Here is a 23,646-nt window from a genome sequence, read left to right on the forward strand (position 1 = left end):
GCCCCGGCGGACAGGCGGGTCAATCGCGCGCTGCGGTGATGAAGACGGGAATCTCTCGATCTGTCTTGGCCTGGTACTCGGCGTAGGGCGCGAAGGCGGCCACACACCGCTCCCACCAGGCATCTCGCTCGGCGCCAGAGATGCGCCGGACCGTCGTCTCGAACGGCTCAGGACCATCCTGGATGAGCACCGTCGAGTCAGCCATCAGGTTGTGGTACCAGCCCGGATGCGCCGGTGCGCCGCCCTTGGAACCGACGATCGCGTACTCGCCTTCGTGCTCGACTCGCATCAGCGGAACCTTGCGTACCAAGCCGGTCTTGTGCCCGACGGTCGTCATCACGATGATCGGCAGGCCTGTATCGCGCAGTGTGTTCGCCTCGGTGCCCGAAGATGACTCGTACGTCGCTGCCTGGTCCGCCACCCAGTCCCACGTGCTCGGTGCATAGGTGCCGTCGAATCTCGCGCTGTGTGCCATGGGGCGCAATCTACGGCGGCGCATCGAGCGCAGCCCGCGTCAGGCCTTCACGAGACTCTGCCAGCGTCCGCGTTGTGTGTTCGCGTCTCGGCACTGCGGCACGCCTACGATCCTGAACGTGCAGATCATGTCCGCGCTGTTCATCGAGCACTTCGACATGCGCCAAGCGGCGGGCGGTGCCGCGCGCATCGATCTCGCCGGCGTTCACTTCTCGATGGCCGCCCCGAGCCCGTTCCCGGTCACCATCACCCCGCACATGCTCGTGCTCGTGCGCTGCCCCGCTGCCCACGCCGGGCTGGCGGCGCTCGAAGTGCGGTTCCTGCGCGGCGACGAGCAGATAGCGCGCAACGTGCAACCGCTCACCGTCGAGCCCGGCAAGTTCGGCTACAACCTCGTCCAGGCCGATCTCACCTTCGACGAACCGTCCACCATCGAGGCCCATTGCCGCATTGACCAAGGCGAAGTGGTCGTGGTGCCCTTGACGATGAACCCGCCGGCAGACGATGCCTCGGCGTCCAGCGAAGCACCGCCCGCCGCTGGCGGCTGGACCGGCACGCCTGCAGAGCAAAGCGGCTAGGCGGCCCGCACAGCAATGCCGTTCACTGTCGGGTTGTCCCAGCACTCCGATCCCGGCGTGGCGACCGGTGAGATCGTCGGCCGCGTCCTCGAGTCGCTCGGTGTGCAGCCCGACGTGGCGCTGCTGTTCACCTCGGGTGAGCACATGGCGAACACCGACGAAATTGCTGCGGCGGTCGGAGAGCTGCTCAGCCCTGGTGCGTTCATCGGCACTACCGCATGCTCGGTGGCCGCAGGCGAACGCGAGATCGAGGAAGAGACCGCCGCAGTGCTGTGGGTTGGCAGCCTGGGTCCCGGCGAGGGACCACGAGCTCGTGCGGTCTGGCTGAGCGGGGTGCCCTCTCCGACCGCCGACGATGAGGCGCTCGCAGCCGCACTGGACTCGGTGCACGCCACCGGTGATCCCTCAATGATCGTGCTGGCCGACCCGTACTCGTACCCCGTCGATGCGGCGCTCGCGCACTGGGCGCAGCGCTGGCCGCACGTGAGCGTGCTCGGCGGATTGTCCTCGGGGGCACCCATGCCGGGCGGCAACCGCATCGTTGCCGATGGCGGTGTTCACCGCTCTGGCGCCGCAGCGCTGATCGTGGGCGGCAGCGCCACAGTCACACACCTGGTCTCTCAGGGCTGCCGGCCCATCGGTCAGCCGTACATCATCACCGAGGCCGAAGGAAACGTCGTCCGCTCGCTCGGCGGCCTGCCCCCCTTCGAGCGACTCCAGCAGATGTTCTCGAAGCTTGACCCGGCCGACCAGCGGCTGGTGCAGCGGGGCCTGCATGTCGGTCGAGTCACCGACGAGCGCAAGGTCGAGTTCGGCTCCGGAGACTTCTTGATCCGCGGCGTGCTCGGAGCAGACCGCGAAACCGGCGCCATCGCCATCGGCGACGAGGCGCCGGTCGGAGCGACAGTGCAGTTCCACGTTCGCGACGCCCTCACTGCCGACGAAGACCTGCGCGCAGCGCTCGAGCATTCGCCACAGACCCAGAGCGCGCTGCTGTTCACCTGCAACGGGCGCGGCACCCATCTGTTCGAGGCTCCGCATCATGACGCTTCTGTCCTCGCCGAGCACACGTCCGCCGAAGTGGCCGGCATGTTCTGCGCAGGCGAGATCGGTCCCGTCGGCGCACGCTCGTACGTGCATGGATTCACGGCCTCGATGGCGCTGTTTGCCGACAGCGACGATACGTCAAGCCATCGGGCAACCACATGAACAGGGTGAGCATCGGATCGTGAGCGCATCGTCATGAATGCAGCATTGGAAGCCCGGCAGATCAACACCATCCGAGCGCTGGCGATGGACGCTGTGATGCGTGCCCGCAGCGGTCACACGGGCACGGCCATGGCGCTGGCGCCGCTGGCCCATGTGCTGTTCAGCCGCATCCTGCGCTACGACGCCTCCGAACCCGACTGGCCCGACCGCGACCGGTTCATCCTGTCGGCGGGCCACGCCTCAATGCTCGTCTACGCCATGGCTCACCTGGTGGGCTACGGCGTCACCCTGGAGGACATCCGCGACTTCCGACAACTGGGCTCGATCACGCCCGGGCACCCCGAGCGTGGACTCACTCCCGGCGTGGAGGTCACCACTGGGCCATTGGGTCAGGGCTTCGCCAATGCCGTCGGGATGGCGCTAGCCGAGCGCGGCCTCCGCTCCCGGCTGGGTGCAGACCTGGTGGACCACCGCACCTTCGTCATCGTCAGCGACGGCGACCTGATGGAGGGCATCAGCCATGAGGCGGCATCGCTGGCGGGTCACCAACAGCTCGGACGCCTCGTAGCGGTGTACGACGACAATCACATCACGATCGACGGCAGCACCGATCTGGCTCTCAGCGACACCGCCGCCCGCCGCTTCGAGGCGTACGGCTGGCACGTGAACGACCTCAAAGAGGCGGCCGAGGATGTGGACGGGCTCGAGCGGGCACTGCGCGAGGCAATGCTGGTCAGCGACCGGCCATCAATGGTCATCGTCCGAAGCCACATCGGCTACCCGATGCCCACCGCATCGGACACGTCGGCTGCGCATGGCGCTATTACCGACGCCGACGAGATTGCCGCCGCCAAGCGGGCCATGGATATGGATCCCGAAGCCGCTTTCGTAGTGGACGACGACGTGACGCAGGCCTACCTGGCCGCCGGTGCGCGGGGCGCCGCTGAGCGTCTCGAATGGGAAGCCCGGCTCGCCGCGAGCGGGCACGACCGCGACTGGCTCGACGCGCTGTGGTCGGCCGGGGCCCTGGGCGGCCGCCTGTCCGAGCTTCCGACCTTCGAGGCCGGTACCCAGATGGCGACCCGGGTCGCTGCCAACCGTGTCTTCGACGCGTCCATGGACACCGTGCCCGCCCTCATCAGCGGCGGGGCCGACCTGACCGGCAACACCGGAACCGACGTGACCGCCGAGGTGCTGTCGGCCGCGAATCCAGGCGGACGCAAGCTCTATTTCGGCGTCCGCGAGCACGCCATGGGCGCAGTCGCCAACGGCATGGCCCTGCACGGTGGCGTGTTGCCGGTCGTCGGCACCTTCCTGGTCTTCAGCGACTACATGCGGCCGGCTGTGCGGCTGGCGGCACTGAGCGGCGCCAAGACGGTCTTCGTCTGGACACACGATTCGATCGGTCTGGGCGAGGACGGACCCACCCACCAGCCGATCGAGCACCTCGTGTCCCTGCGCGCCATTCCGGGTCTGTGCGTGATCAGGCCCGCCGACGCCAACGAGACCTCCCAGGCATGGCAGATCGCAGTTGAGCGAGACGGCCCGACTGCGCTGGTGCTGACCCGCCAGAACGTCGGGGTGCTCGACGGCACCGAGCGCGCTTCGCAGGTCGCCCGAGGCGCCTATGTCCTCATCAACACCCCGGCCCCTGCGGTCATCCTGGCGGGCACCGGCAGCGAGGTGCAGTGCTGCACCGAGGCAGCAGCGCTGCTCGCCGCGGACGGCATCGCCAGCTCGGTGGTGTCGATGCCCAGTTGGGATCTCTTCGAGGCTCAAGACACCCAGTACCGGGCCTCAGTGTTCTCTCACGGCGTCCCGGTGTTGGGTGTTGAGGCCGGGTCTCCCATGGGCTGGGACCGCTACGCCGATGCCACCGTGTCCATGAATCGCTTCGGTGCCAGCGCGCCGGGCAGCGACTTGATGGCCCACTTCGGCTTCACGGCACCGTCCATCGCCGACGCGGCCCGCAAGCTGCTGTAGACACAACAGAAGGAATGTTCACAGAAGGATCCCCATGACCGAAGGCGGCAACGGCAGTACCACCGACGGGCGGCTGGAGGGGCTGTACTCCGAATGCGGGCAAAGCCCCTGGCTCGACAATCTCCGCCGCGGATGGATCACCGGCGGCGAGCTCGAAGCCTGGGTGGAACGGGGCATCCGCGGCCTGACATCGAATCCGTCGATCTTCCAGAAGGCCATCGAGTCATCGGACGATTACGACGAGCAGTTCGGTGACCTCGTGTGCGGAGGCACCTCGGTGGACGATGCCTACTGGCAGCTGGTGACCAGCGACATTCGTGGCGCGCTGCGGGCACTTGAACCGGTGCATGCGGCCTCGGGCGGCACGGATGGCTTCGTGTCGGTCGAGGTGGATCCGTCGCTCGCGCACAACACGGAGGCAACCACCAAGGCCGCCCGGGAACTGCACCAAGGCATCGCTTGGCCGAACCTGATGGTGAAGATCCCCGGAACCGTGGAGGGCCTCCCCGCTATCCGCCAGATGATCGCCGAGGGCTACAGCATCAACGTGACGCTGATCTTCTCCGTGGCCCGCTACGAGCAGGTGGCCGACGCGTACGTGGCTGGCCTCGAAGACCGTGTCGCTGCCGGGATCACCGACCTGTCGGGAGTGGCCAGCGTGGCCTCGTTCTTCGTGAGCCGGACCGACACCGAGGTCGATCGTCTCCTCGACGCGGTCGGGACCCCCAGCGCGCTCGGGCTGCGCGGCCGCACCGCGGTCGCACAGGCGCAGGCCGCGTACGGTCGCTTCGGCGAAATCTTCAGTGGACCGCGTTGGGAACGGCTCGCGGCGCTCGGAGCACAAGTCCAGCGTCCGCTGTGGGCATCGACGAGCACGAAGAATCCGGCGTATCCCGACACGCTGTATGTCGACGAGCTCATCGGGCCGAACACGGTCAACACCATGCCCGATGCCACGTTGGATGCCTTCTGTGATCACGGGAAGCTCCGTCGCACTATCGACGCCGACCAATCCGCAGCCCGCTACGTGCTCGAGGCCGTGACATCGCATGGTGTCGACCTCGACGGCGTCGCCGACACGCTTGAGGCACAAGGCGTCGCGGCGTTCACCAAGAGCTTCGACGAACTGCTGGTGTCGCTCGAGGCCAAGGCAGACTCGCTCGCCTGACGGCTCGCCGGGCAGACTCGCTCGCCTGACGGCTCGCCGGGCAGACTCGCTCGCCTGACACAAGCCAGTCAGTTGCAAACCGAAACTGACTGCCGTAGTGTGCGCGGCCGTGACCGCGCTCCCGTCGGGCCAACCCGCCTGCTCCATCCAGGCAACCCTCGACATCGTGGGCGATCGATGGACGCTGCTCATCCTTCGTGACCTGTTCCGCGGCGTGCGCCGCTTCAGCGCCATGCAGCATGACCTGGGCATCGCCCGCAACATGCTGGCCGACCGGCTCAGCCGCCTCACCGATGCCGGCGTTGTCGCCAAGGTGCCCTACCAGCACCGCCCGGTTCGCTACGACTACGTCCTGACGCCCAAAGGGCTCGACTTGTCGAACAGCCTGCTTGCACTCATGGCATGGGGCGACCGGTGGTGTCAAGACGGGGACGCCCCCACGGTGCTCGTGCATGCCGACTGCGGCACGGCACTCGAAATCGCCACCCGGTGCCCTGCGTGCGACGAGCCGGTCAACCCGACACGCATTCGCAGCCGTGCCCATCTCGGTGACGAATCTCACGGCGAGCAGCACTCCGATGCACCGCGCGCCCGAGCCATCGAACTCCAGCCCACGAACGGAGAGTCCCTGTGACCATCATCGATCCATCGCACGGCGTCGACGACGCAGCGACCAATGGGGTCGTTGTGCCGCCGCAGCCGACGGCGGCATCGCTGGCACTGGCAGAACTGCCGCTCGCTGAGCTGGCGGAGCGCGCTGGCGAGGTGCGTGACCGTACGTTCGGCACACGGGTCACCTACAGCCCGAAGGTGTTCATCCCGCTGACGATGCTGTGCCGCGACAAGTGCGGCTACTGCACGTTCGCCCAACCCCCAGCGCGGCTCGGCTCGCCGTATCTCACACCGGAACAGGTGCTGGAAATAGCCGCCAGCGGCGCCCGGGCAGGCTGCCACGAGGCGCTGTTCACCCTCGGCGAACGTCCCGAGCTGCGCTACCCCGCAGCAGCGGACTGGTTGGCCTCCCACGGCTGGGACTCCACCGTCCACTACTTGATCGAGATGTGCCGGCTCGTGCGCGACGAGACCGGTCTGCTCCCCCATGCCAATCCCGGGGCCATGACGGCGAACGAGTTGGCGGCGCTGCGCGAAGTCGCGCCCAGCCAGGGGATGATGCTGGAGTCGCTGAACCCGAACCTCGACTGCCACCGGGGCTCGCCCGACAAGGAGCCTGCCCGGCGTTTGGCCACACTCGAAGCAGCCGGCGAGCTGTCCATCCCCTACACCACCGGGATTCTCGTCGGCATCGGCGAATCGCTGGCCGACCGGCTGGCGGCACTCGAGGCCATCACCGCGAGCCACGCCCGCTGGGGCCACATCCAGGAAGTGATCGTCCAGAACTTCCTGCCCAAGGCGGGAACCTCCATGCACAACATGCCCGCGTGCCCGCCCGACGAGTACGCGCAGGCCATCGCTTTGGCACGGCTGATCCTGCCTGCTGACATTCACCTGCAGGCCCCGCCGAACCTGTCCGACGACTTCGGGGGCCTGCTGGAGGTCGGCATCGACGACTGGGGCGGCGTCTCGCCGATCACCGCCGACCACGTGAACCCCGAACGGCCCTGGCCAGCGCTGGACCGCCTGGGGGAGGTCACCGAGGCTCGGCGTTTCACGCTCGCTCCCCGGCTCACGATCTATCCGGAGTTCGCACTGCAACCCGGGCGCTGGCTGTCCGACGGCAACCGCTTCGGAGTCATGGACCGTTCCGACGCAGAGGGCCTTGGCCGCGACGATCCAGGCAGCCAGATGCCCGAGCGGACGATGGAGAACCTTAACGCCGGCTCCGGTGCCGATGTGCTGGCGGCCGACGAGAACTCCACCCAGTGGTACTCCGGCGGTGCCAGCCACCTGCCCACGACCATCATGGACGGCCCGTCGTATGCCCGCGGTGCCGTGCGCGAGGTGCTCGACGGTGTGATGGCCGGCCAGCAGGTCGGTCACGAAGAGATTGTCACGCTGTTCGGGGCACGCGGCCCCGAGGTTGTCGCCGTCGGCGAGGTCGCTGACGAGCTGCGCCGCGAGGCCGTGGGCGACATCGTCACCTGGGTGCACAACCGCAACATCAACTACACGAACGTCTGCACGTTCAAGTGCAAATTCTGCGGCTTCTCCAAGGGCCCCCTGTCGCTGAATCTGCGGGGCACGCCCTACATGCTGACGCTGGCCGACATCCAGGAGCGCGTGATCGAGGCGGCCGAGCTGGGCGCCACCGAGGTGACCCTGCAGGGCGGCATTCACCCGAGCTTCGACGGCGACTACTACATCGACGTCTGTCGCGCAATCCACGACGTGGTGCCCGACATGCACCTGCACGGGTTCACCGCCCTCGAAGTCATCGAGGGGGCCAAGCGGCTCGGCGAGTCGCTCGTGGATTACCTCCTGCGGCTGAAGGAGGCGGGGCTGAAGTCATTGCCGGGCACCGCGGCCGAGATCCTCGACGATTCGGTGCGAGCAGTGCTGTGCCCCGACAAGATCAACACTGCCGAGTGGCTCGAGTGCCACGAGGCGGCGCACGCGGTGGGCCTGCACTCGAACATCACCATCATGTTCGGGTCAATCGAGCAGCCCGAGCACTGGGCGAACCACATCGTGGCTACCCGCGAGCTGCAAAAGCGCACCGGCGGCTTCACCGAGTGGGTCCCGCTGCCCTTCGTGCACATGGCCAGCCCCATCTACCTGCGCAAGGGCGCCCGCCGCGGCCCGACGTTCCGGGAAACCTTGCTGATGCACGCCGTGGCGCGCATCGCCTACCGGGGGCTGATCGACAACATCCAAGTGTCGTGGGTGAAGATCGGCCCACCCGGAGCCCAGCAGATCCTGCGGGCGGGTGCCAATGACATGGGCGGGACGCTGATGGACGAGAACATCTCGCGAGCCGCGGGAGCCCAACACGGCCAAGGCCTCACCGAGCAGGACTTCCGCAACATTGCAGAGCCTCTCGGACGCCACACCCGCCAGCGCCTCACCGGCTACGAGAACGCCGACGGCGCACCCGAGGTGCACAGCCGCGTGCTCCGGCCCACCGACAACGCCACCGACCGCAAACTCATCCCGCTCGAATCGCTCGGCAGTCGCGTTTAGCGACTGCGCAACCAGCACAGAGTCGCGTTTAAGCGGCCGCGCAGGCGGGGTGGGCCCGCTGCCGCGGTTTATGGGGTGGGGCGTACGCTGCGCTCTAGATGAAGCCCTCGTATGCGCGCTATCTCGCTGTTGGCGTTCTGCTTGTTGGCGTCGCGCTCATTGTCTGGACCGCCGTCAGCGATCCTGACGACGATCCGGGCTTCACTGAGACTGCGAGCACGCCGACTGCTGCGCCCCAGAGCGAATCGAGCGAGGCGCCAGCGACGACCGCAACAGATGCGGCACCGACCACAGAGACTGCTCCTGTGGCGCCTACGACTACTACGACGGAGGCCTTGGAGCCGATTCCGGTGCTTGGTACGGCGTTCACGCTCTCGAAACTTGATGGCTGGCTCAACACCGACGCCACCTCGCTGGAGGAGATCCGCGAGCAGAACTCCATCACGGTGGTGCAGTTCTGGACGTTCGGCTGCCGGAACTGCAAGAAGACGCTGGACGCGCTGGGCCAGCTCCATGCCGACTTCCGGGATCGTGGCGTCGAAGTCGTGGGGGTTCACTCCCCCGAGTTCGCCTATGAGGCCAACGTCGACAACATCATCGAGGCTGCGGCCGAGCTCGGTGTGGTCTGGCCGATCGCGCTCGACACTCGCAAGTACAACTTTCACGTCTGGCAGGAAGGGCCCACTGCTTACTGGCCGCGCGTCTACGTGATCGACAGCGACAACCAGATCCGTTTCGACCGCCGGGGCGACGGCGCACACACCTACCGCGAGCTGTACGAGACGGTCGAGCGGCTCCTCGCCGAGACCTGATCGGCGGGCCGACCGCCGTGGGCACGCTTATCGACACCCTCACCGAGGGCATCGAGGTGATCACTTGGGCGTGCACGCTGACCGTTCTCGCGCCCGGTGTGGCTCTGGTGCTGGTCGCCCGGCAGGCCCGGCTCACCGTGGCGCTGTACTACGTGGTGGGCGCCGCGCTGCTGGCATGGGCCCCGGCGGCTGGCTACTGGTCGGTCGCATCGCGTGGCGCTGCTGTCGTGATCGCGGGGCTGCTCGCCGCAGGCACCTACGTAGCGGCGTGGCGGGCACAGAGTCACTCCTCGCCGTACGCGACCGGTGCAGGCATTGTTGGTGGGGCACTGGCTGGCTGGCTGTGGCGTCCCTGCGTCGGGGCACGTCTCGGAGACATCCTCAACGATGCCGCCACCAATGGCATGCGCACCGCCGGATTGATGCTGGTGTACATGGTCGGGGCGCTGCTGCCGGTGCTGCTCATCGCGATCGCACCGCACGGCGTGCCCGCGATCGGCAGAGCGCTGGATCGGCGACCGGTCGCCATTGCGGGCGCCATTGTCGGCGCTGCCTACGCCGTGACCCTGGCCATCGGCCGCTATGACGACCTCATCGGCGAGCTGTATCGCATCTCGAGCGGAATCTGAACGCAGGGCTCCGCGAGCGGCTGCTATTCGTCGAAGGAATCCGATGCGCCCGTGGACTCACGCAGAATCGATGCTGCCTTGATCGTGGCCCGGCGGGCGCGGGTGACGCTGCGCTCGAGCCGGGAACGCGCCTCGGAGGTGTCGGCATCTGCAAGGGCACCCTGCAGTAGCTCGATGGACAGCTCGGCGAGCCGTTCAGCGGTGTCGTCGAGGTGATCTGCGAGCTCCGTGATCTCGTCGTTCATGCCCTCGTACCCGTGTTCACAGCGAGGTGCTCGGCCACGATCTCGAGCGGGTGGCGAACAACGAGCCCCGCAGCACGCAGGTGCAGGGTGCAGCCCGGATTGGCGCTGGCAACCTCGGCTGCCCCAGTGCGCCCGATGGCAGCCACCTTGCGCTGACGGACGGCAGCGGCAATGTCAGGGTGCTGCTGTGAGTATGCCCCGCCAGCGCCGCAGCACAGGCCGTCGTCGTCGACCTCGGCAATCTCCACGTAGCGGCCGAGCACGGTGCGCACCGGCAGGTGCGCCTGCTGCACATGCCGCAGGTGACAGGGGTCCTGCACTGCGACACGCGTTGTGCCGTTCGCATCCTGCGGCCTCTTCGGACCGGCTGGCAACTTGTCGATGCGGGAGGCCAGCCACTCGTGAACGTCGAAGACACGTGCAGCGAACTGTCGGGCTTCGGGGGTGCCCAGCAGGTGCCCGTACTCCTTCATGGCAGCTCCGCAGCCCGCCGAGTCGACCAGGATCGGGGCCTCTGCGGGCATCGCCGTCATCACCCGCTGCGCGAGGCGGCGAGCGTCGGTGCGCAGTCCCGCATGGATGTGCAGCGCTCCACAGCACGCAGCTCCCGCCGGCGGCAGCGCAACACCGGCACCGGTTGCCTCGATGACTGCCTGGGCAGCCCGGTGCGTGTCCCGCATCCATGCGTCCATGACGCAGCCGGTGAACAGCCAGACGTCATCGCCGCTCGCTCGGAGTGGTCGCTGGTGCAACGGCACCGTCGGCAGCGCGTCAACTGCTGTCGCGAGCGATCGAAGCGCCCCGATACGGCCGAGCCTCTTCGCTAGGCGCAGCAGGCCGAGACGCTGAGCGAGTGCTAGCAGCCGGGAACCCGCCGTGAGCAGGCGTGGCATGCCCAGTACCCGGTAGGCAGCCCGTCGCAGCCGTGGCTGGTAGCGAGTCTGGGACGCGAGCGCTTCGCGGGTCACCTCCATCATGTGGCCGTAGTGCACGCCTGCGGGGCAGGCCGTCTCGCAGCCGCGGCACTGGATGCAGGCGTCCATGAACTCCACGAAGGCAGCGTCGGCTTCGCCCCGCTCGACGACATCACGCATCAGGGCAATGCGCCCACGGGGCGATGCCGATTCCTCCCCCGTCACCCGGTAGGTCGGGCAGTGCGGCAGGCACATGCCGCAGGCAACGCACGAGGCAAGCGTGTCGCTGTCGATATCGAGCTGCAGCGCAAATCTGTTCACTGGGCTCACCAGGCGCTCCGGCCGGGATTGAGCCGACCCTCAGGGTCCAGCTTCCGCTTCAGCTCAGCCATCAGCGCTGCGTTGGTCGGCGCGATCGTTCCTGCAGCAACTGGCTCGGATCGGTGCACCAACCCCACGCCGACCTCGGCGATCCACCCTCCCGGAGTGCCGGCGAGCGCACGCAGTTCCGACGGTTTCATCGACTCGCGCCCCGCTCCGGGAATCGTCGGCCCCCCATGTGCGGGGCCGAAGCCCAGCGGCTCCACCTTGGCGGTCTCGGCGGCGACATCGGTCGGGTCGCCCTCCAGCAAGATCCAGGTGCGCGTGCCGTCCCACAGGACACTGCTGGGCCGGTACAGCAGGTCAAACGCCGCGAACGGATCGCCGACGCCCACCAGCCATTGCGCCGCGGGCGGCACCGGCAAGGTGCGCAGGATCACCTCGGCCAGGCAGCCAAGCGTTCCCAGCGATCCCACCAACAGGCGGGGCAGGTCGTAGCCGGAGACGTTCTTCACCGTGGGCCCGCCGGCGGTGACGACCTTGCCGGTGGCATCGACGTGGCGTGTCTGCAGCACCAGATCGCGGACGTGCCCGTAGCGCAGCCGCCGGTGGCCGCTGAACCCGCAGGCCAGCACGCCGCCGACGGTTGCGGCATCGTCGACGGGATCGAGCGGGACCATCTGGCCGCTGTGTGCGAGGTGCACAACCAGCTCAGCGACGGGTGTGCCGGCGCCGCAGCGCACCGTCATTTCGGACGGCTCGTGCTCCCAGACGCCCGCTGGCGCTTGCACCTCACGTGTGCCGGCCGTCGATTCACCGCCGACTTGGGCATGCGTGCGGGCACCCACCACCGTGACCGGATCGCTGTCGCCGACCTCGCGGGCGAATCCCGTGACTTCGGGCGCGATGTTCGCCGCGAGGCTGGCACCAACCTCAGTCGGGCCGGTGCTCGATCCTGTTGCCGGCGGCGCACCGGCATTGCTGCCCCGCAAGTTCACACCCAGGCACCTTCTGGCACGTGCTGCCGGAACGAATCGCTGCAGCGCGAGCCTGTCGGTATCACCTTCAGCGGATTGGCGAAGCCGTCGGGGTCGAACGTCTCACGCACCAGGTCCTGGGTGTACATGTCGTGGGCGCTGAACAGCATCCCCATGTAGTCCCGCTTCTCCAGGCCGATACCATGCTCGCCGCTGAGCACCCCGCCCGCGGCTATGGATGCCGCGACGATGTCGCGCCCTGCGGCCTTCACGCGCTCGTCGACGCCGGGCTGGCGCCGATCGAAGGCCAGGATCGGATGCAGGTTCCCGTCGCCGGCATGGAATACGTTGACTGCGATCAGGTCGTACGCGTCGGCGATCCGGTACACCTGCTCGAGCACCTCGGTGAGCCGCGAGCGGGGCACCACGGTGTCGTGCAGGTAGTAGTCGGGCTTGATCCGCGCAACGGCGCCGAAGGCGTTCTTGCGGCCCTTCCACAGCAACGCCCGCTCCGTGTCGTCGGCCGCAACACGCACATGGCCGGCGTGGTGCCGCTGGGCCACCTCGCGAATGACCTCCACGCCCGCCTCGACACCGCCCGGCAAACCGTCCAGTTCGACCAGCAGGACAGCCGCGGCCTCGGTCGGGTACCCGGCGTGAACGAATGCCTCGACGATCTCGATGGCTCGCTGGTCCATCATCTCCAGCGCGGAGGGCACGAGTCCCGCGGCAATGATCGCACTGACAGCTGCCGAGCCCTCGCTGACGTCCTCGAAGTCGAGGAGCAGTGTGCGCACCGACGGCGCGTTCGGCGTGAGTCGCACCGCGGCCTTGGTTGCGATGCCCATGGTGCCCTCCGAGCCCACGAAGAGCCCGCGCAGGTCGAGTCCGGCCGGCTCCGCGTCCACCCCGCCGAAGGTGGTGGTCTCGCCGGAGGGCAGCACCACCTCGAGGGCGGCGATGTGGGCCGTCGTCACCCCGTACGCCAGGCAGTGCGGCCCGCCCGAGTTGTTGGCGATGTTCCCGCCGATCGAGCAGACCTGCTGACTGGACGGATCAGGAGCGAAATGGAATCCCAGCGGCGCCAGGGCGCGGGACAGATCGAGGTTCAACACCCCCGGCTCGACCCAGGCGACACGGTTGCCGGTGTCGATCTCGACGATGCGATCCATCTTGGCGGTGGCGATCACCACCGGGCTGCCCACCGGCACCGCTCCCCCGGCCAGACCGGTTCCCGAGCCGCGAGCCAGAAAGGCCCGCTCGTGACGCCGGCAGATGCGCACGATCTCTGCGACCTCTGCGGCGGTGTCCGGCAGGCAGACGATGGCTGGGGGGCTGCCTTCGATCGAGCCGTCGCGCCGGTACAGGCCGCGCTCGAAGTCGTTGTCGCGTGCCCGGTCGCCGAGCACGCTGCGCAGGTCGGCCAGCAGGGCCGCGTCCGCTGCCTCATCGTCCGCTGGAGCCACGGCGTGACCGTACCCGAAAGGCAGAGCGGGCCGAGTGGGCATATCGGCCCGCCCTTGCTTCCCGCTCTTGTTCGCTGCGCTCACGGGCCTCTCGGGCCCCGGCCTCGCTCGTTCGGCCTCGTAGGCTCGCCGCCGATGGCTTCCGAAATCGCCGACGCCGATATCGGACCGGGCCCGAACAGCGGGAACCCCAGCGACGATGCGCGAGAGTGGCTCTCGCTGGAGGATCCGCACGAGCACCGCACGTGGCTGTTCGACGTAACCTTCCTCACCAGCACCTGGACGTGCATCTACGGCGCTGACTGCCCGGGCATCGACCCCGAACCGGCCCCAGAGCTTGCCCTGGGCTGCTGCACCCATGGCGCGTATGTGACCAGCGGTGACGACCTCGCGCACATCCGCTCGATGATCGCCGAGCTGGACACCGAGATCTGGCAACTTCACTGCGATCCCGCCGAAGCTCTCTGGCAGGACAGCGAGGGCTGGTGGCGTACCCGCGTCGTGGACGGGGCGTGCGTGTTCGCCAACCGGGCCGGCCATCCCGCCGGCACCGGCTGCGCATTCCACCTGCTGGCGCAGCGGACCGGTCGGCGGCCGATGGACACCAAGCCCGAGATCTGTTGGCAGGCCCCGCTCCGCCGCGAGGACCACGAGACCGTCACCGGCCACGTCTACACGATGGTGCGGGAATGGGAGCTACGGGACTGGGGCGGGCCCGACACCGACGTGTCGTGGTGGTGCACATCGCAAGCACAGGCCCATGTCGGCAGCCGGCCTGTGTACCAAGTCCTGCGCGACGAGCTGACGGCCATCTGCGGGGCCGTCATCTACTCCGAGCTGTGCTCCGATCTAGACGAACGCGTCAATTCCGCCCAGCTGCTTCCCCATCCGGCCGTTCGTCAACGCAGCTGAACCAGTCCGCTATGCGTGCCGCCCCGAATGCACCGCTGGCGACGAGATACGGCAGCGGCGCTGTATTTCAGGCATTCTCGCGCTGCGGAGCTTCTTCGTCGTCGCTGGAATCGAAGTCGGCGTACTTGGCTTCGAGGTCCGAATAGTCGTCGTACTTGTCGGCGAGATGGCCGTACTGGTCATCGGGATCCGAATCCTCATCATCGAACTCCACGCCGAAACGGTCCGCGTTGTCGAAGTCGTAGTCCTCGACGGTGAAACGCTCCGCTGTGGCTCGCTGAAACTTGCGAGCCTCCTCATAGCGGCGATGTCGACCCTTCTTCACCAGCTGGCTCCTCGTGCTCGACTGCGAGGCCTCGCTTGCCTGCTTGGACTGCTTCGACATGTGTCTACATCCGCGTCGGATGAGGCACTTGTGTTCTACGAAGTGCCCTGTTACTCTACCGTCCGAGGCACCTCACTGCGTGGCATACGCAGTGCTCAGGCGCCTCCGCCCCGCCGGGGTTCGAGCTGCAGACCCGCCGACGGATCGAAGGCCAACGCGGCCTCTCCAGCCAGCAATGACCGGATCCCATCACCCACCGCTTCGGCCCGCCAGCCGGTCCCGAGGCGGGACGCTGGGTCCCCCGCCAGCAACGCAGCGATATCGGAGCGAGTGGCCAGCAAACTGCGGTCGATGCCACGAGAGCGAGCAACCTCATCCACCCAGGCGGCGACCAAGGGCACCGCTGGCTGCAGTGCAGTATCCACGTTTGGTCCCCCGCCCAGTGCACTGGCGGGGATGTCGCCCGGTGCCATGTGCAGACCGCGCTTCACCTCGGCGATGATCCGATCGCCGGCCGCCCCACGGAGCTGGTTGCCGTCCACGCCGCGCAGTCCTTGCAGCTCACGAACGCTCGCAGGTGACCGCTGCGCAATGGACAGCAGCGCCATGTCCGACAGAACGAAGCGCACCGGAAGGTCGCGATCGCTGGCGGTTCGCTCCCGCCACGCAGCCAGCCGGTACGCCACCGCACGCTGAGAGCCGCGGAGCTGGCGTGCGCCCTTGATACGGGTCCACGCCTGTTCGGGGTCCGGGGGCCGAGCGGGCGGGCGCCGCCACATCTCGCACTCGTCAAGCGCCCACTGCCACCGACCTCGCTCCGTCAGGCGGGAGCGAAGCTCGTCATGGAGCCGTGCCAGGTAAGCCACGTCGTCGGCCGCGTAGCGTCGCTGCGCCGTTCGCAGCGGTCGTTGGAACCAGTCGGCCAGGCGGTCGCCTTTGGTCAATCGCACTCCGAGGAGGCGTTCAGTCAGCGCAGCCAGCGACGGGGTGCTCATGCCCAGGAATCCTGCGGCAACCTGGGTATCGAAGAGCTTCGCCGGGATTTCACCGCACTCTTGGGACAGCACCTCGATGTCCTGTGCGCAGGAGTGCATCACGATCACTGCATCGGAAGCGAGCACGGCACCCAAGGCCGCAATATCGGTCGCGGTGGGATCGATAATGGCGACCTGGTCATCGAATGCGACCTGTACCAGAGCAAGCTGCGGCCGGTAGCTGCGCTCGCGATGAAACTCGGTGTCCACTCCGATGCGTTCAATCGCCAGAAGGTCGGCGATCAGCGCCTCGAGCGCAGCCTGGGAGTCCACCCATAGGTGACTGCTCATGGTGCTTGGGGCCCGGTCACCGATCGAGCGGACAGGATCGCCTCGGCGGTGGCGAGATCTGCGGATGTGTTTACGTTCAGCACGTCGGCCGCTGCGACCGGCACGGTCGGCACGCTCGTGTTGTCGAGCACGGCCTTAGGTCCGCGGGCACCGGCCCTCAGGCCCGCCCGCAGTGCCGGAAGCGACTCGCGGGCGTAGTGGCCGATCAGCGGCTCGAGCCGGTCGCTGCGCGCCAGAACAACCGGCGCACCCGTCTGGCGAGCGAGCTCGACGAGAGCGACCAGCAGGTCGGGCGGCACTGTCGGCACGTCGGTTGGGCACACAAGAACATCGCCGTGGCGTTCGAGCGCATCGACGAGACCCCCAAGCGGGCCCGCTCCCGGCGTGCTGTCGGTTTCGGCCACGAGCGGCGGCGGCGGTCTGCCGCCCTGTGCAACGACTGGGTGCGCGCCGGCCGCTCGCAGTGCCTCTGCAACCCACAGGGCGAGCGGTCGGCCCGCCACCTCAAGAGTGGACTTGTCGCTGCCCATGCGCGTGGAGGCTCCGCCGCACAGCACGACGCCGGCAGGGCTCACGCCTGCGGCCACTCACCCATGGGCGGCTCACCACCGGGGTCAAGCTGGACCAGGAACCCGGCACATCTGTCGGCCTCATCGCGTTCGCCGATGGCAGCGGCGGAGCGACCCAGGCCCAGAAGCGACCACAGGAAGCCATGATTGGCGGGCTCCGCCCAGCGCACATAGCCACTGCCCCGCCACCCAGCTGCCCGCAGCGCGTCCAAGCCGCGGTGATACCCCACGCGGCAATAGGCGTATGCCTCGACATGGCGGCCCTCGCTCGCAGCGCTGCGGCCCAACTCCGCCCAGGCCTCCAACAGCCGCGGCCAGCGGGCCGCAACCGTTGCGAGGGCGGCACCCCGTTCGGCCAATGGCTGTCCCATGGCTGCTTCCCACGCCGCCGCAGCCGCCGGCGGAGCTGGGTCCAGGACCGTCTCGGGCAGGCCGCCGGGGCGCAGGTCAATGGGGGTGGCAGCCATGGCGCGATCCTCGCGAGCGTCAACGAACTCAGTTGGACTCTACTGAGCGCCCTGAGACTGGTCCGGGACTGCGTCGGGATTGAGTCGGGACTGAGTCAAGATTGGGTCGGGAGCGGTCCCCGTGCGCCGTGGGAAGGCTGCGTACTCTCTGTTTGGGTGCTGCCCGAATGGCTCGATGCCGACCGTCTGAACATCGCGCTCGTCGGCGGCATCGCCTCGCTGGTGGTCGCAGCAATCGTGGCTCTGCGGTTGATTCGGCGGCTTGTGCTGGCCGTGCTCATCTCGGTGGTGCTCGTCGGCGCCGCTGCAGTGCTGGCCGTGCAGTGGTCGGGATTGCGGGACTGTCAAGAAACCTGCTCGTGCGACGTCTTCGGGCGAACGGTGCAGGTTCCGGAGAATCCGCTGTGCGGGCCGGATCGCATCAACCCCAGCAATATCGACGTCGACATCGACCTCGGCTTCGGAGGGCTTGCGAACTAAGCCTGTCTCAGGGCACGCGCATGGCGCGCAGGTTGTCAGTGGCGTGAGACTCAGGGCTCGTACCCGAGACCACCACCACCATGTCGCCGCTGCGCACCATCCCGGTTCGTACCGCTGCGTGCACAGCTTCGAGAGCCGATTCGGCCGGCGTCAGGCGTTCGCCGAAGACCAGCGGCCGGGTCCCCCACGACAGCGAGAGCTGCATCGCCGTGCGGGGCTCAGGTGTGAGACCCAGCAGCGGCATCGACGGGCGGAATCTGGCCATGCTGCGTGCGGTGAAACCTGACCGGCTCAGGCAGATGATCGCCTGGGCGCCCAGCTCGGTCGCGAGTCTCGACGCCGCCTGGGTGATGCCGTCAGTCACGCGCATGTAGTCGGCGGCGCGATCGTCACGCCGGCGCACCGACAGCAGCCGGTTCCACCAAGCCTCATAGTCAAAGCGCTCGTCGGCTCGCTCGGTAATGCGCGCCATGGTCCGCACGGCGTTCACCGGATCGTGGCCGATCGCTGTCTCGCCGCTCAGCATCACCGCAGACGTTCCGTCGAACACCGCGTTGGCGATGTCGGAGGCCTCGGCACGGGTCGGCACAGGCGAGTGCAGCAGCGACTCCAGCATCTGCGTTGCCGTGATGGCCGGTCGGCCGTGCGCGACGCAGGCCTCGATGATCCGCTTCTGCAGATGCGGCAATTCCTCGATGTTGCACTCCGCGCCCAGATCGCCGCGGGCCACCATGACCGCCGAGGACGCCTCGATGATTCCATCGAGGTTCTCCACGGCTGCGTTGGTCTCGATCTTGGCCACCAGCAGCGGGCCGCGCGGGTGCGGTTCGACGCCCAGGCGCCGCATGTCGTAAGCGGAGCGGACGAACGACAGTGCGACCATGTCGGTGCCCAAGTCGACGAATGTGTCGGACAGCTTCAGATCGTGCGGGGTCGGCGTGGTCATGCGCAATTTGGACGAGTCAACGTGCAAGCCCGGCCGGCCTTCGAGATGGCCGCCGTGCAGAACGCGGGTCTTGAGAGCGTTGGAGGCACGATCCTCGATCACCAGGACGACGTTGCCGTCTCCGAAGGACAGTTGATCGCCTGGGCCGACGTCGGTCAGCAGGCCCTCGTAGTCGACGACCAGCCGGTCAGCGGTGCTGGCGTCGCCTTCGATGCCCAGCGAGAGCACGGCGTCCTGGGCGACCTCGCAGCCGCCCTCAGGGAACGGCATGCAGCGGACCTTGGGGCCCGGAAGATCCACCAGGATCCCGATGTACCGTCCGGATTCCTGCGAGACCTTACGCAGCCGCCGGAACGTCGCGACTTGCTCGTCGAGCGTGCCGTGGGCCAAGCTGAGACGCCATACATCGACGCCCGCCTCGATCAGGGCCTGCATGGTCGCCTCGTCGCTGCAGGCTGGTCCGACGCTGGCGATGATCTTGGTCCGTCTTGCCATGTGGCACCACAGTACCGCTCCGGTCAAGCCGTCCTGCAACGGGATTCCCCGCCGCCCAATAGGGTCACCCGCCGTGGAACTCGTCTTCGTCCGCCACGGCCAGCCGGAACGAGTCGTGCGCCACGACGGGCGGCCCGCAGATCCGCCGCTGTCGGAGATCGGCCGGCAGCAGGCTGGCGCCGTCGCTGAGTGGCTGGCGGAGATGGGCATCGATGCGCTGTACAGCAGCCCGATGCGCCGAGCGCTGGAGACCGCCGAGGCCATCGGTGCCGCCACCGGTCTGACGTCGGCGGTACGCGACGGCCTGAGCGAGTTCGACCGCGACTCCCCCGCGTATGTCCCGATGGAAGTGATGAAGGAGACCGACCGTGCGCAGTGGAACAAGCTGGTGAGCGGCTCGTTCGGCGATGCGGAACGGTCGGCCCTCTTCGTTGCGACGGTCAACGGCGCCGTCGACGAGATCGTCGCTGATCATCGCAGCCAACGTGTGGCCGTGGCCTGCCACGGCGGCGTCGTCAACGCTTACCTTGCCCGCTGCCTCGGCTTGCCCACTGAGACGTTCCTGCGCTTCGACGTCGACTACACGTCGGTGACACGGGTCTTCGCCTCGAGCCGCGGTCATCGCAGCGTGCTCTCGGTCAACGAGCGCACCCACCTTCGAGGCCGCCCCGACCTGGCCATCGGCTTGTAGCCCGCACGCCTCGCTTCAGCCCCAGGGCTGCCCGCCGGCCTAGTTCAACTGGTCGAGCCGACTGCTGCGTCGAGAAACCGGGCGTCGAAGGCATCCCAAGGGAGCGGCCGTGGCAGCGGCTCGCCGTTGCTTTGCAGGTCGGCCACGATGTCATCCACCAGCACACGAATACCGCGGAGGCAGTCTGCCTCTGTCGGTGCGACGTGGCTCACAAGCAGGAACCCGTTGCACACGCCGATCCAGGCATCGTCTTCATCCGACCACGACGCTCGATACTGGTACCGAGGTTCATTCATTGCCGGTCTCCATCGAGCCGCTTCTCAACGCTCATCGAGGCCATCCGCCGACGCAGCATCCCACAGTCGGCTCTCGGCCCGGTATTCAGCGACCTCTGCGGGAGTCATCTCGTCGAACGAATTCCAGACCAAGGACCACCACTCGTCGCGGCCGAGTAGATGCACGGGATCCGTCACCACGCCCACCATCGTCGTCCTGCGCTGCTCAGCCATCCGGGCAATCTTGCCCCATCCTCTCGAGATTGACGCAGTCCGTTAGGTTGCCGTGATGCTCTCGTGGAACGAGATCAGGGTGCGTGCTGCCCAGTTCGCTGCGGAGTGGGCGGACGCTTCCTACGAGAAGGGCGAGACGCAGAGCTTCTACGACGCATTCTTCGATGTGTTCGGCAAGCGGCGACGCGACGTGGCGCGCTACGAGGAGCATGTCAAGAAACTGGACAACACACATGGCTTCATCGACCTGTTCTGGCCGAGTGTGCTGCTGGTTGAGCAGAAGAGCGCTGGGCGCAGCCTGATAGCTGCCGCAGAGCAGGCGGGTACCTACTTCGACGCGATTCCGGAGCGCGAGCGGCCGCGCTATCAGCTGTTGTGCGACTTCAAGACGTTCGAGTTGCTGGACCGCGACACACGTGAGGAGATCCGGTTCTCGCTGGCCGACTTGCCGGATCAGGTCGAGAATTTCGCGTTCATCGTCGGGCAGCGACGTCGGGCGCTTCGAGAAGAGGACCCGGTCAACATCGAAGCCTCCGAGCTGATGGGCCGCCTGCACGACGCGCTCGACGAATCCGGCTACCGGGGCGACGATCTCGAGCGTTTTCTGGTGCGCATGGTGTTCTGCATGTTCGCCGACGACTCGGGCATCTTCCCCCGCCAGGACATGTTCCTGCACCTCGTGGAGGACCGCACCTCTGTCGACGGCGCTGATCTGGGCCTGTGGCTCACGCGGCTGTTCGAGGTGCTGAACACCCCGACTGAGCAGCGGCAGCGCAAGCTGGACGAGGACTTGGCCAAGTTCCCCTATGTGAACGGCGAGCTGTTCGCCGAGCGGCTCTCGATCCCTGATTTCGACGCCGAGATGCGCGCTGCGCTGCTGGACGCGTGCCGGTTCAACTGGTCCAAGACGTCACCCGCGATCTTCGGCGCGCTGTTCCAGTCGGTGATGGAGCCGATCGAGCGCCGTTCCCAAGGCGCTCACTACACCACCGAGCAGAACATCCTGCGGGTGATCGAGCCGATCTTCCTCGACGACCTGCGCGCCGAGTTCGACGCGCTCGCAGCCAAGCACAGCGGCGACGTCATCGCCGAGCTCTACCGGTTCCGGGACCGGCTCGGCGAACTGCGCTTCTTCGACCCTGCGTGCGGCTGCGGCAACTTCCTGATTATCGCCTACCGCGAACTGCGGCTGCTTGAAATCGACATTCTCGACGAGATTGCAGCGCGCACCCGGGCGTCGGCTCAGCAGGTGATGCCATTTGAAGTGAAGTCCGTGATCGACGTGGATCAGTTCTACGGCATCGAGATCAGCGAATTTCCCGCTCGTATTGCAGCTACATCGCTGTGGATGATGGACCACCTCATGAACCGAGAACTCGCCGACACCTTCGGCGAGCCCTACGTGCGCATCCCGCTGGAGAAATCGCCCCACATTGAAGTCGGCGACGCACTGGAACTCGACTGGGCGTCACTCCTGCCGCCCGCCGAGTGCTCCAATGTGTTCGGCAACCCGCCATTCATCGGCGCCAAGTACCAAAGCCCCGAACAGCGAGGACAGGTACGGCGCATCGCCCAACTCGGCGGCAGCGGAGGGACGCTGGACTACGTCGCCGCATGGTTCATCCGCGCCGCTGAGTACGCCCGCCGAGCCGCCACTGAAACCGACCACGAACGGCCGCCGCGGATCGGGTTCGTCGCGACCAACTCGATCACTCAGGGCGAGCAAGTCGCGCAACTCTGGCCAATCATCTTTGAGCGGCACGACCTAGAGATCTCATACGCGCACCGACCATTCGCGTGGGGCTCCGATGCACGCGGTAAGGCACACGTCCATGTTGTCATCCTCGGCCTCGACCCCGCCGAGCACAGTCCGTCGGACAGGCCGCTGTACACCTACCCAGACATCAACGACGAACCCCTCGTTGCCACCTGCAAGGCCATTACGCCTTACCTGCTCGACGGCACGAGACTCAAGAACCCGCACCGCCTTGTCAGGTCGGAGAGCCGGCCAATCAACGGGATGCCTCGTCTCAAGATCGGTTCAAAGCCAATCGACGGTGGCCATTACATCTTTGACCGCGAAGAAATGGCCTCGTTCCTCGATCAGGAACCGGGTGCCGAGGTGTATTTGAGGCCATTTATTGGCGCACGCGAGTATCTGCAAGGCGGCGAGCGCTGGATTCTGGCCTTACAGGATGCTGATCCGAGCGATCTACGGCGGCTTCCACTCATACGGGAGCGCATCGCTGTTGTGCGCAATGAGCGTCTTGCCAGCAACAGCAAACCGACGCAGCAGCTAGCTGAGACACCAAGGCTGTGGCACGTGAACGTCATCCCGCAGACACCATTCCTCGTAGTACCGAAGGTCAGCTCGGAACGACGGAACTACGTGCCATGTGGATGGATCGAGCCGCCGTTCGTACCCAGTGACCTGCTATTCGTTCTGGAGAATGCCACGCTGGCGGACTTCGCAATCGTGAGTTCGGCGATGCACATGGCCTGGATGCGCACCGTGGCCGGGCGTCACGAGAGTCGGTACCGCTATTCCGTCGGCGTCGTCTACAACACCTTTCCCTTGCCCCAGGGCTTCAGCGACGACAGCACGTCAGCGAAACTTGATGTCCCGGCTCAGGCAGTACTCGATGCACGTGCAGCACATCCCGACGCCACGCTCGCAGAGCTCTACGACCCTGATCTCATGCCAACCAATCTGCGCAAGGCGCATCGCGACCTCGACCGAGTCGTCGACCGCCTCTACCGCACTCGGCCCACCTTCAAATCAGAATCAGAACGCCTCCAACACCTCTTCGGCCTCTACGAGCAGATGATCGGCACGCTCCGCCCCTGATCCCAAGAGCAAACACTGCGCTACTCCCCGTCTCAGCGGGCGTGACGGGGACCCGATTTTGGCAAGCCCCGTCACCGCTGCGCGCCGCCGATCCGGGGTCACCATTCTCCCTCCGCGAGATCCTCGAATATTGCTTTCTCCAACTCCGCTTCGGCCTGCAGGCCG

The 23,646-nt window shown here is 67.1% G+C and carries 24 protein-coding genes; 12 read left to right on the top strand and 12 right to left on the bottom strand.

Features of this window, described 5'->3' with window-relative positions; genetic code table 11:
• Positions 1–19: 19 nt before the first annotated feature.
• The gene (locus tag ACOQPH_RS07595; protein ID WP_420624028.1) at positions 20–475 is read right to left on the bottom strand and encodes a nitroreductase family deazaflavin-dependent oxidoreductase; all 456 of its coding nucleotides are present in this window, start codon (positions 473–475) and stop codon (positions 20–22) included.
• Positions 476–593: 118 nt separating this feature from the next.
• Between ACOQPH_RS07595 and ACOQPH_RS07600 the strand changes: the two genes are divergently transcribed.
• From ACOQPH_RS07600 to ACOQPH_RS07635, 8 genes are all read left to right on the top strand, one after another.
• Entirely contained in the window at positions 594–1,052 is a 459-nt protein-coding gene (locus ACOQPH_RS07600; protein ID WP_420624029.1) for a hypothetical protein, read from the top strand.
• A 15-nt stretch (positions 1,053–1,067) separates the two neighbouring features.
• Positions 1,068–2,261, top strand: coding sequence for an FIST signal transduction protein (locus ACOQPH_RS07605; RefSeq protein ID WP_420624030.1), 1,194 nt, complete (start codon positions 1,068–1,070; stop codon positions 2,259–2,261).
• A 33-nt stretch (positions 2,262–2,294) separates the two neighbouring features.
• Entirely contained in the window at positions 2,295–4,244 is a 1,950-nt protein-coding gene (gene tkt, locus ACOQPH_RS07610) for a transketolase (protein WP_420624031.1), read from the top strand.
• A 34-nt stretch (positions 4,245–4,278) separates the two neighbouring features.
• Positions 4,279–5,412: a transaldolase gene (gene tal, locus ACOQPH_RS07615; protein WP_420624032.1), complete on the top strand. Its 1,134-nt coding sequence runs from the start codon at positions 4,279–4,281 to the stop codon at positions 5,410–5,412.
• Positions 5,413–5,521: 109 nt separating this feature from the next.
• Positions 5,522–6,046, top strand: a complete 525-nt coding sequence (locus ACOQPH_RS07620; RefSeq protein ID WP_420624033.1) for a winged helix-turn-helix transcriptional regulator — start codon at positions 5,522–5,524, stop codon at positions 6,044–6,046.
• A gap of 53 nt (positions 6,047–6,099) precedes the next feature.
• Positions 6,100–8,550, top strand: coding sequence for a 5-amino-6-(D-ribitylamino)uracil--L-tyrosine 4-hydroxyphenyl transferase CofH (gene cofH / locus ACOQPH_RS07625; protein WP_420624324.1), 2,451 nt, complete (start codon positions 6,100–6,102; stop codon positions 8,548–8,550).
• A gap of 98 nt (positions 8,551–8,648) precedes the next feature.
• A complete protein-coding gene (locus tag ACOQPH_RS07630; protein WP_420624034.1) occupies positions 8,649–9,362 on the top strand; it encodes a redoxin domain-containing protein in 714 nt (237 codons plus the stop codon).
• A gap of 17 nt (positions 9,363–9,379) precedes the next feature.
• Entirely contained in the window at positions 9,380–9,991 is a 612-nt protein-coding gene (locus tag ACOQPH_RS07635) for a hypothetical protein (RefSeq protein ID WP_420624035.1), read from the top strand.
• A gap of 23 nt (positions 9,992–10,014) precedes the next feature.
• Here ACOQPH_RS07635 and ACOQPH_RS07640 read toward each other — a convergent pair whose 3' ends face one another.
• The 4 genes from ACOQPH_RS07640 to ACOQPH_RS07655 are packed head-to-tail and all read right to left on the bottom strand — an operon-like array spanning position 10,015 to position 13,914.
• On the bottom strand, positions 10,015–10,236 hold the full coding sequence (locus tag ACOQPH_RS07640; protein ID WP_420624036.1) for a hypothetical protein: 222 nt from the start codon (positions 10,234–10,236) through the stop codon (positions 10,015–10,017).
• Positions 10,233–11,480: a (Fe-S)-binding protein gene (locus ACOQPH_RS07645; RefSeq protein WP_420624037.1), complete on the bottom strand. Its 1,248-nt coding sequence runs from the start codon at positions 11,478–11,480 to the stop codon at positions 10,233–10,235. Before ACOQPH_RS07645 ends, ACOQPH_RS07640 begins: the two co-directional genes overlap by 4 nt.
• Entirely contained in the window at positions 11,477–12,469 is a 993-nt protein-coding gene (locus ACOQPH_RS07650; RefSeq protein ID WP_420624038.1) for an FAD-binding protein, read from the bottom strand. The genes ACOQPH_RS07645 and ACOQPH_RS07650 overlap by 4 nt, the downstream gene beginning before the upstream one ends.
• On the bottom strand, positions 12,466–13,914 hold the full coding sequence (locus tag ACOQPH_RS07655) for an FAD-binding oxidoreductase (protein WP_420624039.1): 1,449 nt from the start codon (positions 13,912–13,914) through the stop codon (positions 12,466–12,468). The genes ACOQPH_RS07650 and ACOQPH_RS07655 overlap by 4 nt, the downstream gene beginning before the upstream one ends.
• A 135-nt stretch (positions 13,915–14,049) precedes the next feature.
• On the opposite strand from ACOQPH_RS07655, the gene ACOQPH_RS07660 reads away from it, so the two are divergent.
• Complete coding sequence (locus ACOQPH_RS07660; protein ID WP_420624040.1) at positions 14,050–14,826, top strand: hypothetical protein; 777 nt, start codon at positions 14,050–14,052, stop codon at positions 14,824–14,826.
• 67 nt (positions 14,827–14,893) lie between these two features.
• On the opposite strand, the gene ACOQPH_RS07665 is transcribed toward ACOQPH_RS07660, so the two are convergent.
• The 4 genes from ACOQPH_RS07665 to ACOQPH_RS07680 all read right to left on the bottom strand — a co-directional run bounded on the left by ACOQPH_RS07665 (position 14,894) and on the right by ACOQPH_RS07680 (position 17,512).
• On the bottom strand, positions 14,894–15,151 hold the full coding sequence (locus ACOQPH_RS07665) for a hypothetical protein (RefSeq protein WP_420624041.1): 258 nt from the start codon (positions 15,149–15,151) through the stop codon (positions 14,894–14,896).
• 155 nt (positions 15,152–15,306) lie between these two features.
• Complete coding sequence (locus ACOQPH_RS07670) at positions 15,307–16,476, bottom strand: ribonuclease D (protein ID WP_420624042.1); 1,170 nt, start codon at positions 16,474–16,476, stop codon at positions 15,307–15,309.
• The gene (gene mobA, locus ACOQPH_RS07675) at positions 16,473–17,051 is read right to left on the bottom strand and encodes a molybdenum cofactor guanylyltransferase (RefSeq protein ID WP_420624043.1); all 579 of its coding nucleotides are present in this window, start codon (positions 17,049–17,051) and stop codon (positions 16,473–16,475) included. Before mobA ends, ACOQPH_RS07670 begins: the two co-directional genes overlap by 4 nt.
• Positions 17,048–17,512 (bottom strand): DUF3151 family protein, encoded by a 465-nt coding sequence (locus tag ACOQPH_RS07680; RefSeq protein ID WP_420624044.1) that lies wholly within the window; start codon positions 17,510–17,512, stop codon positions 17,048–17,050. The genes mobA and ACOQPH_RS07680 overlap by 4 nt, the downstream gene beginning before the upstream one ends.
• A 156-nt stretch (positions 17,513–17,668) precedes the next feature.
• Between ACOQPH_RS07680 and ACOQPH_RS07685 the strand changes: the two genes are divergently transcribed.
• Positions 17,669–17,992, top strand: a complete 324-nt coding sequence (locus tag ACOQPH_RS07685) for a hypothetical protein (RefSeq protein ID WP_420624045.1) — start codon at positions 17,669–17,671, stop codon at positions 17,990–17,992.
• 7 nt (positions 17,993–17,999) lie between these two features.
• Here the strand turns inward: ACOQPH_RS07685 and pyk are convergent, their stop codons facing one another.
• Positions 18,000–19,433, bottom strand: coding sequence for a pyruvate kinase (pyk, locus tag ACOQPH_RS07690; protein ID WP_420624046.1), 1,434 nt, complete (start codon positions 19,431–19,433; stop codon positions 18,000–18,002).
• Between the two features lie 73 nt (positions 19,434–19,506).
• Here pyk and ACOQPH_RS07695 point away from each other — a divergent pair, with 73 nt between their 5' ends.
• On the top strand, positions 19,507–20,124 hold the full coding sequence (locus tag ACOQPH_RS07695) for a histidine phosphatase family protein (protein ID WP_420624047.1): 618 nt from the start codon (positions 19,507–19,509) through the stop codon (positions 20,122–20,124).
• A gap of 44 nt (positions 20,125–20,168) precedes the next feature.
• On the opposite strand, the gene ACOQPH_RS07700 is transcribed toward ACOQPH_RS07695, so the two are convergent.
• A complete protein-coding gene (locus tag ACOQPH_RS07700; protein WP_419920322.1) occupies positions 20,169–20,420 on the bottom strand; it encodes an antitoxin HicB in 252 nt (83 codons plus the stop codon).
• Positions 20,421–20,444: 24 nt separating this feature from the next.
• Positions 20,445–20,633: a hypothetical protein gene (locus tag ACOQPH_RS07705; RefSeq protein ID WP_420624048.1), complete on the bottom strand. Its 189-nt coding sequence runs from the start codon at positions 20,631–20,633 to the stop codon at positions 20,445–20,447.
• Positions 20,634–20,688: 55 nt separating this feature from the next.
• Here ACOQPH_RS07705 and ACOQPH_RS07710 point away from each other — a divergent pair, with 55 nt between their 5' ends.
• A complete protein-coding gene (locus tag ACOQPH_RS07710; protein ID WP_420624049.1) occupies positions 20,689–23,481 on the top strand; it encodes a class I SAM-dependent DNA methyltransferase in 2,793 nt (930 codons plus the stop codon).
• The last annotated feature ends 165 nt before the right edge of the window (positions 23,482–23,646 follow it).

Source organism: Candidatus Poriferisodalis sp., from assembly GCF_965221945.1.
Lineage (GTDB): Bacteria > Actinomycetota > Acidimicrobiia > Acidimicrobiales > Poriferisodalaceae > Poriferisodalis.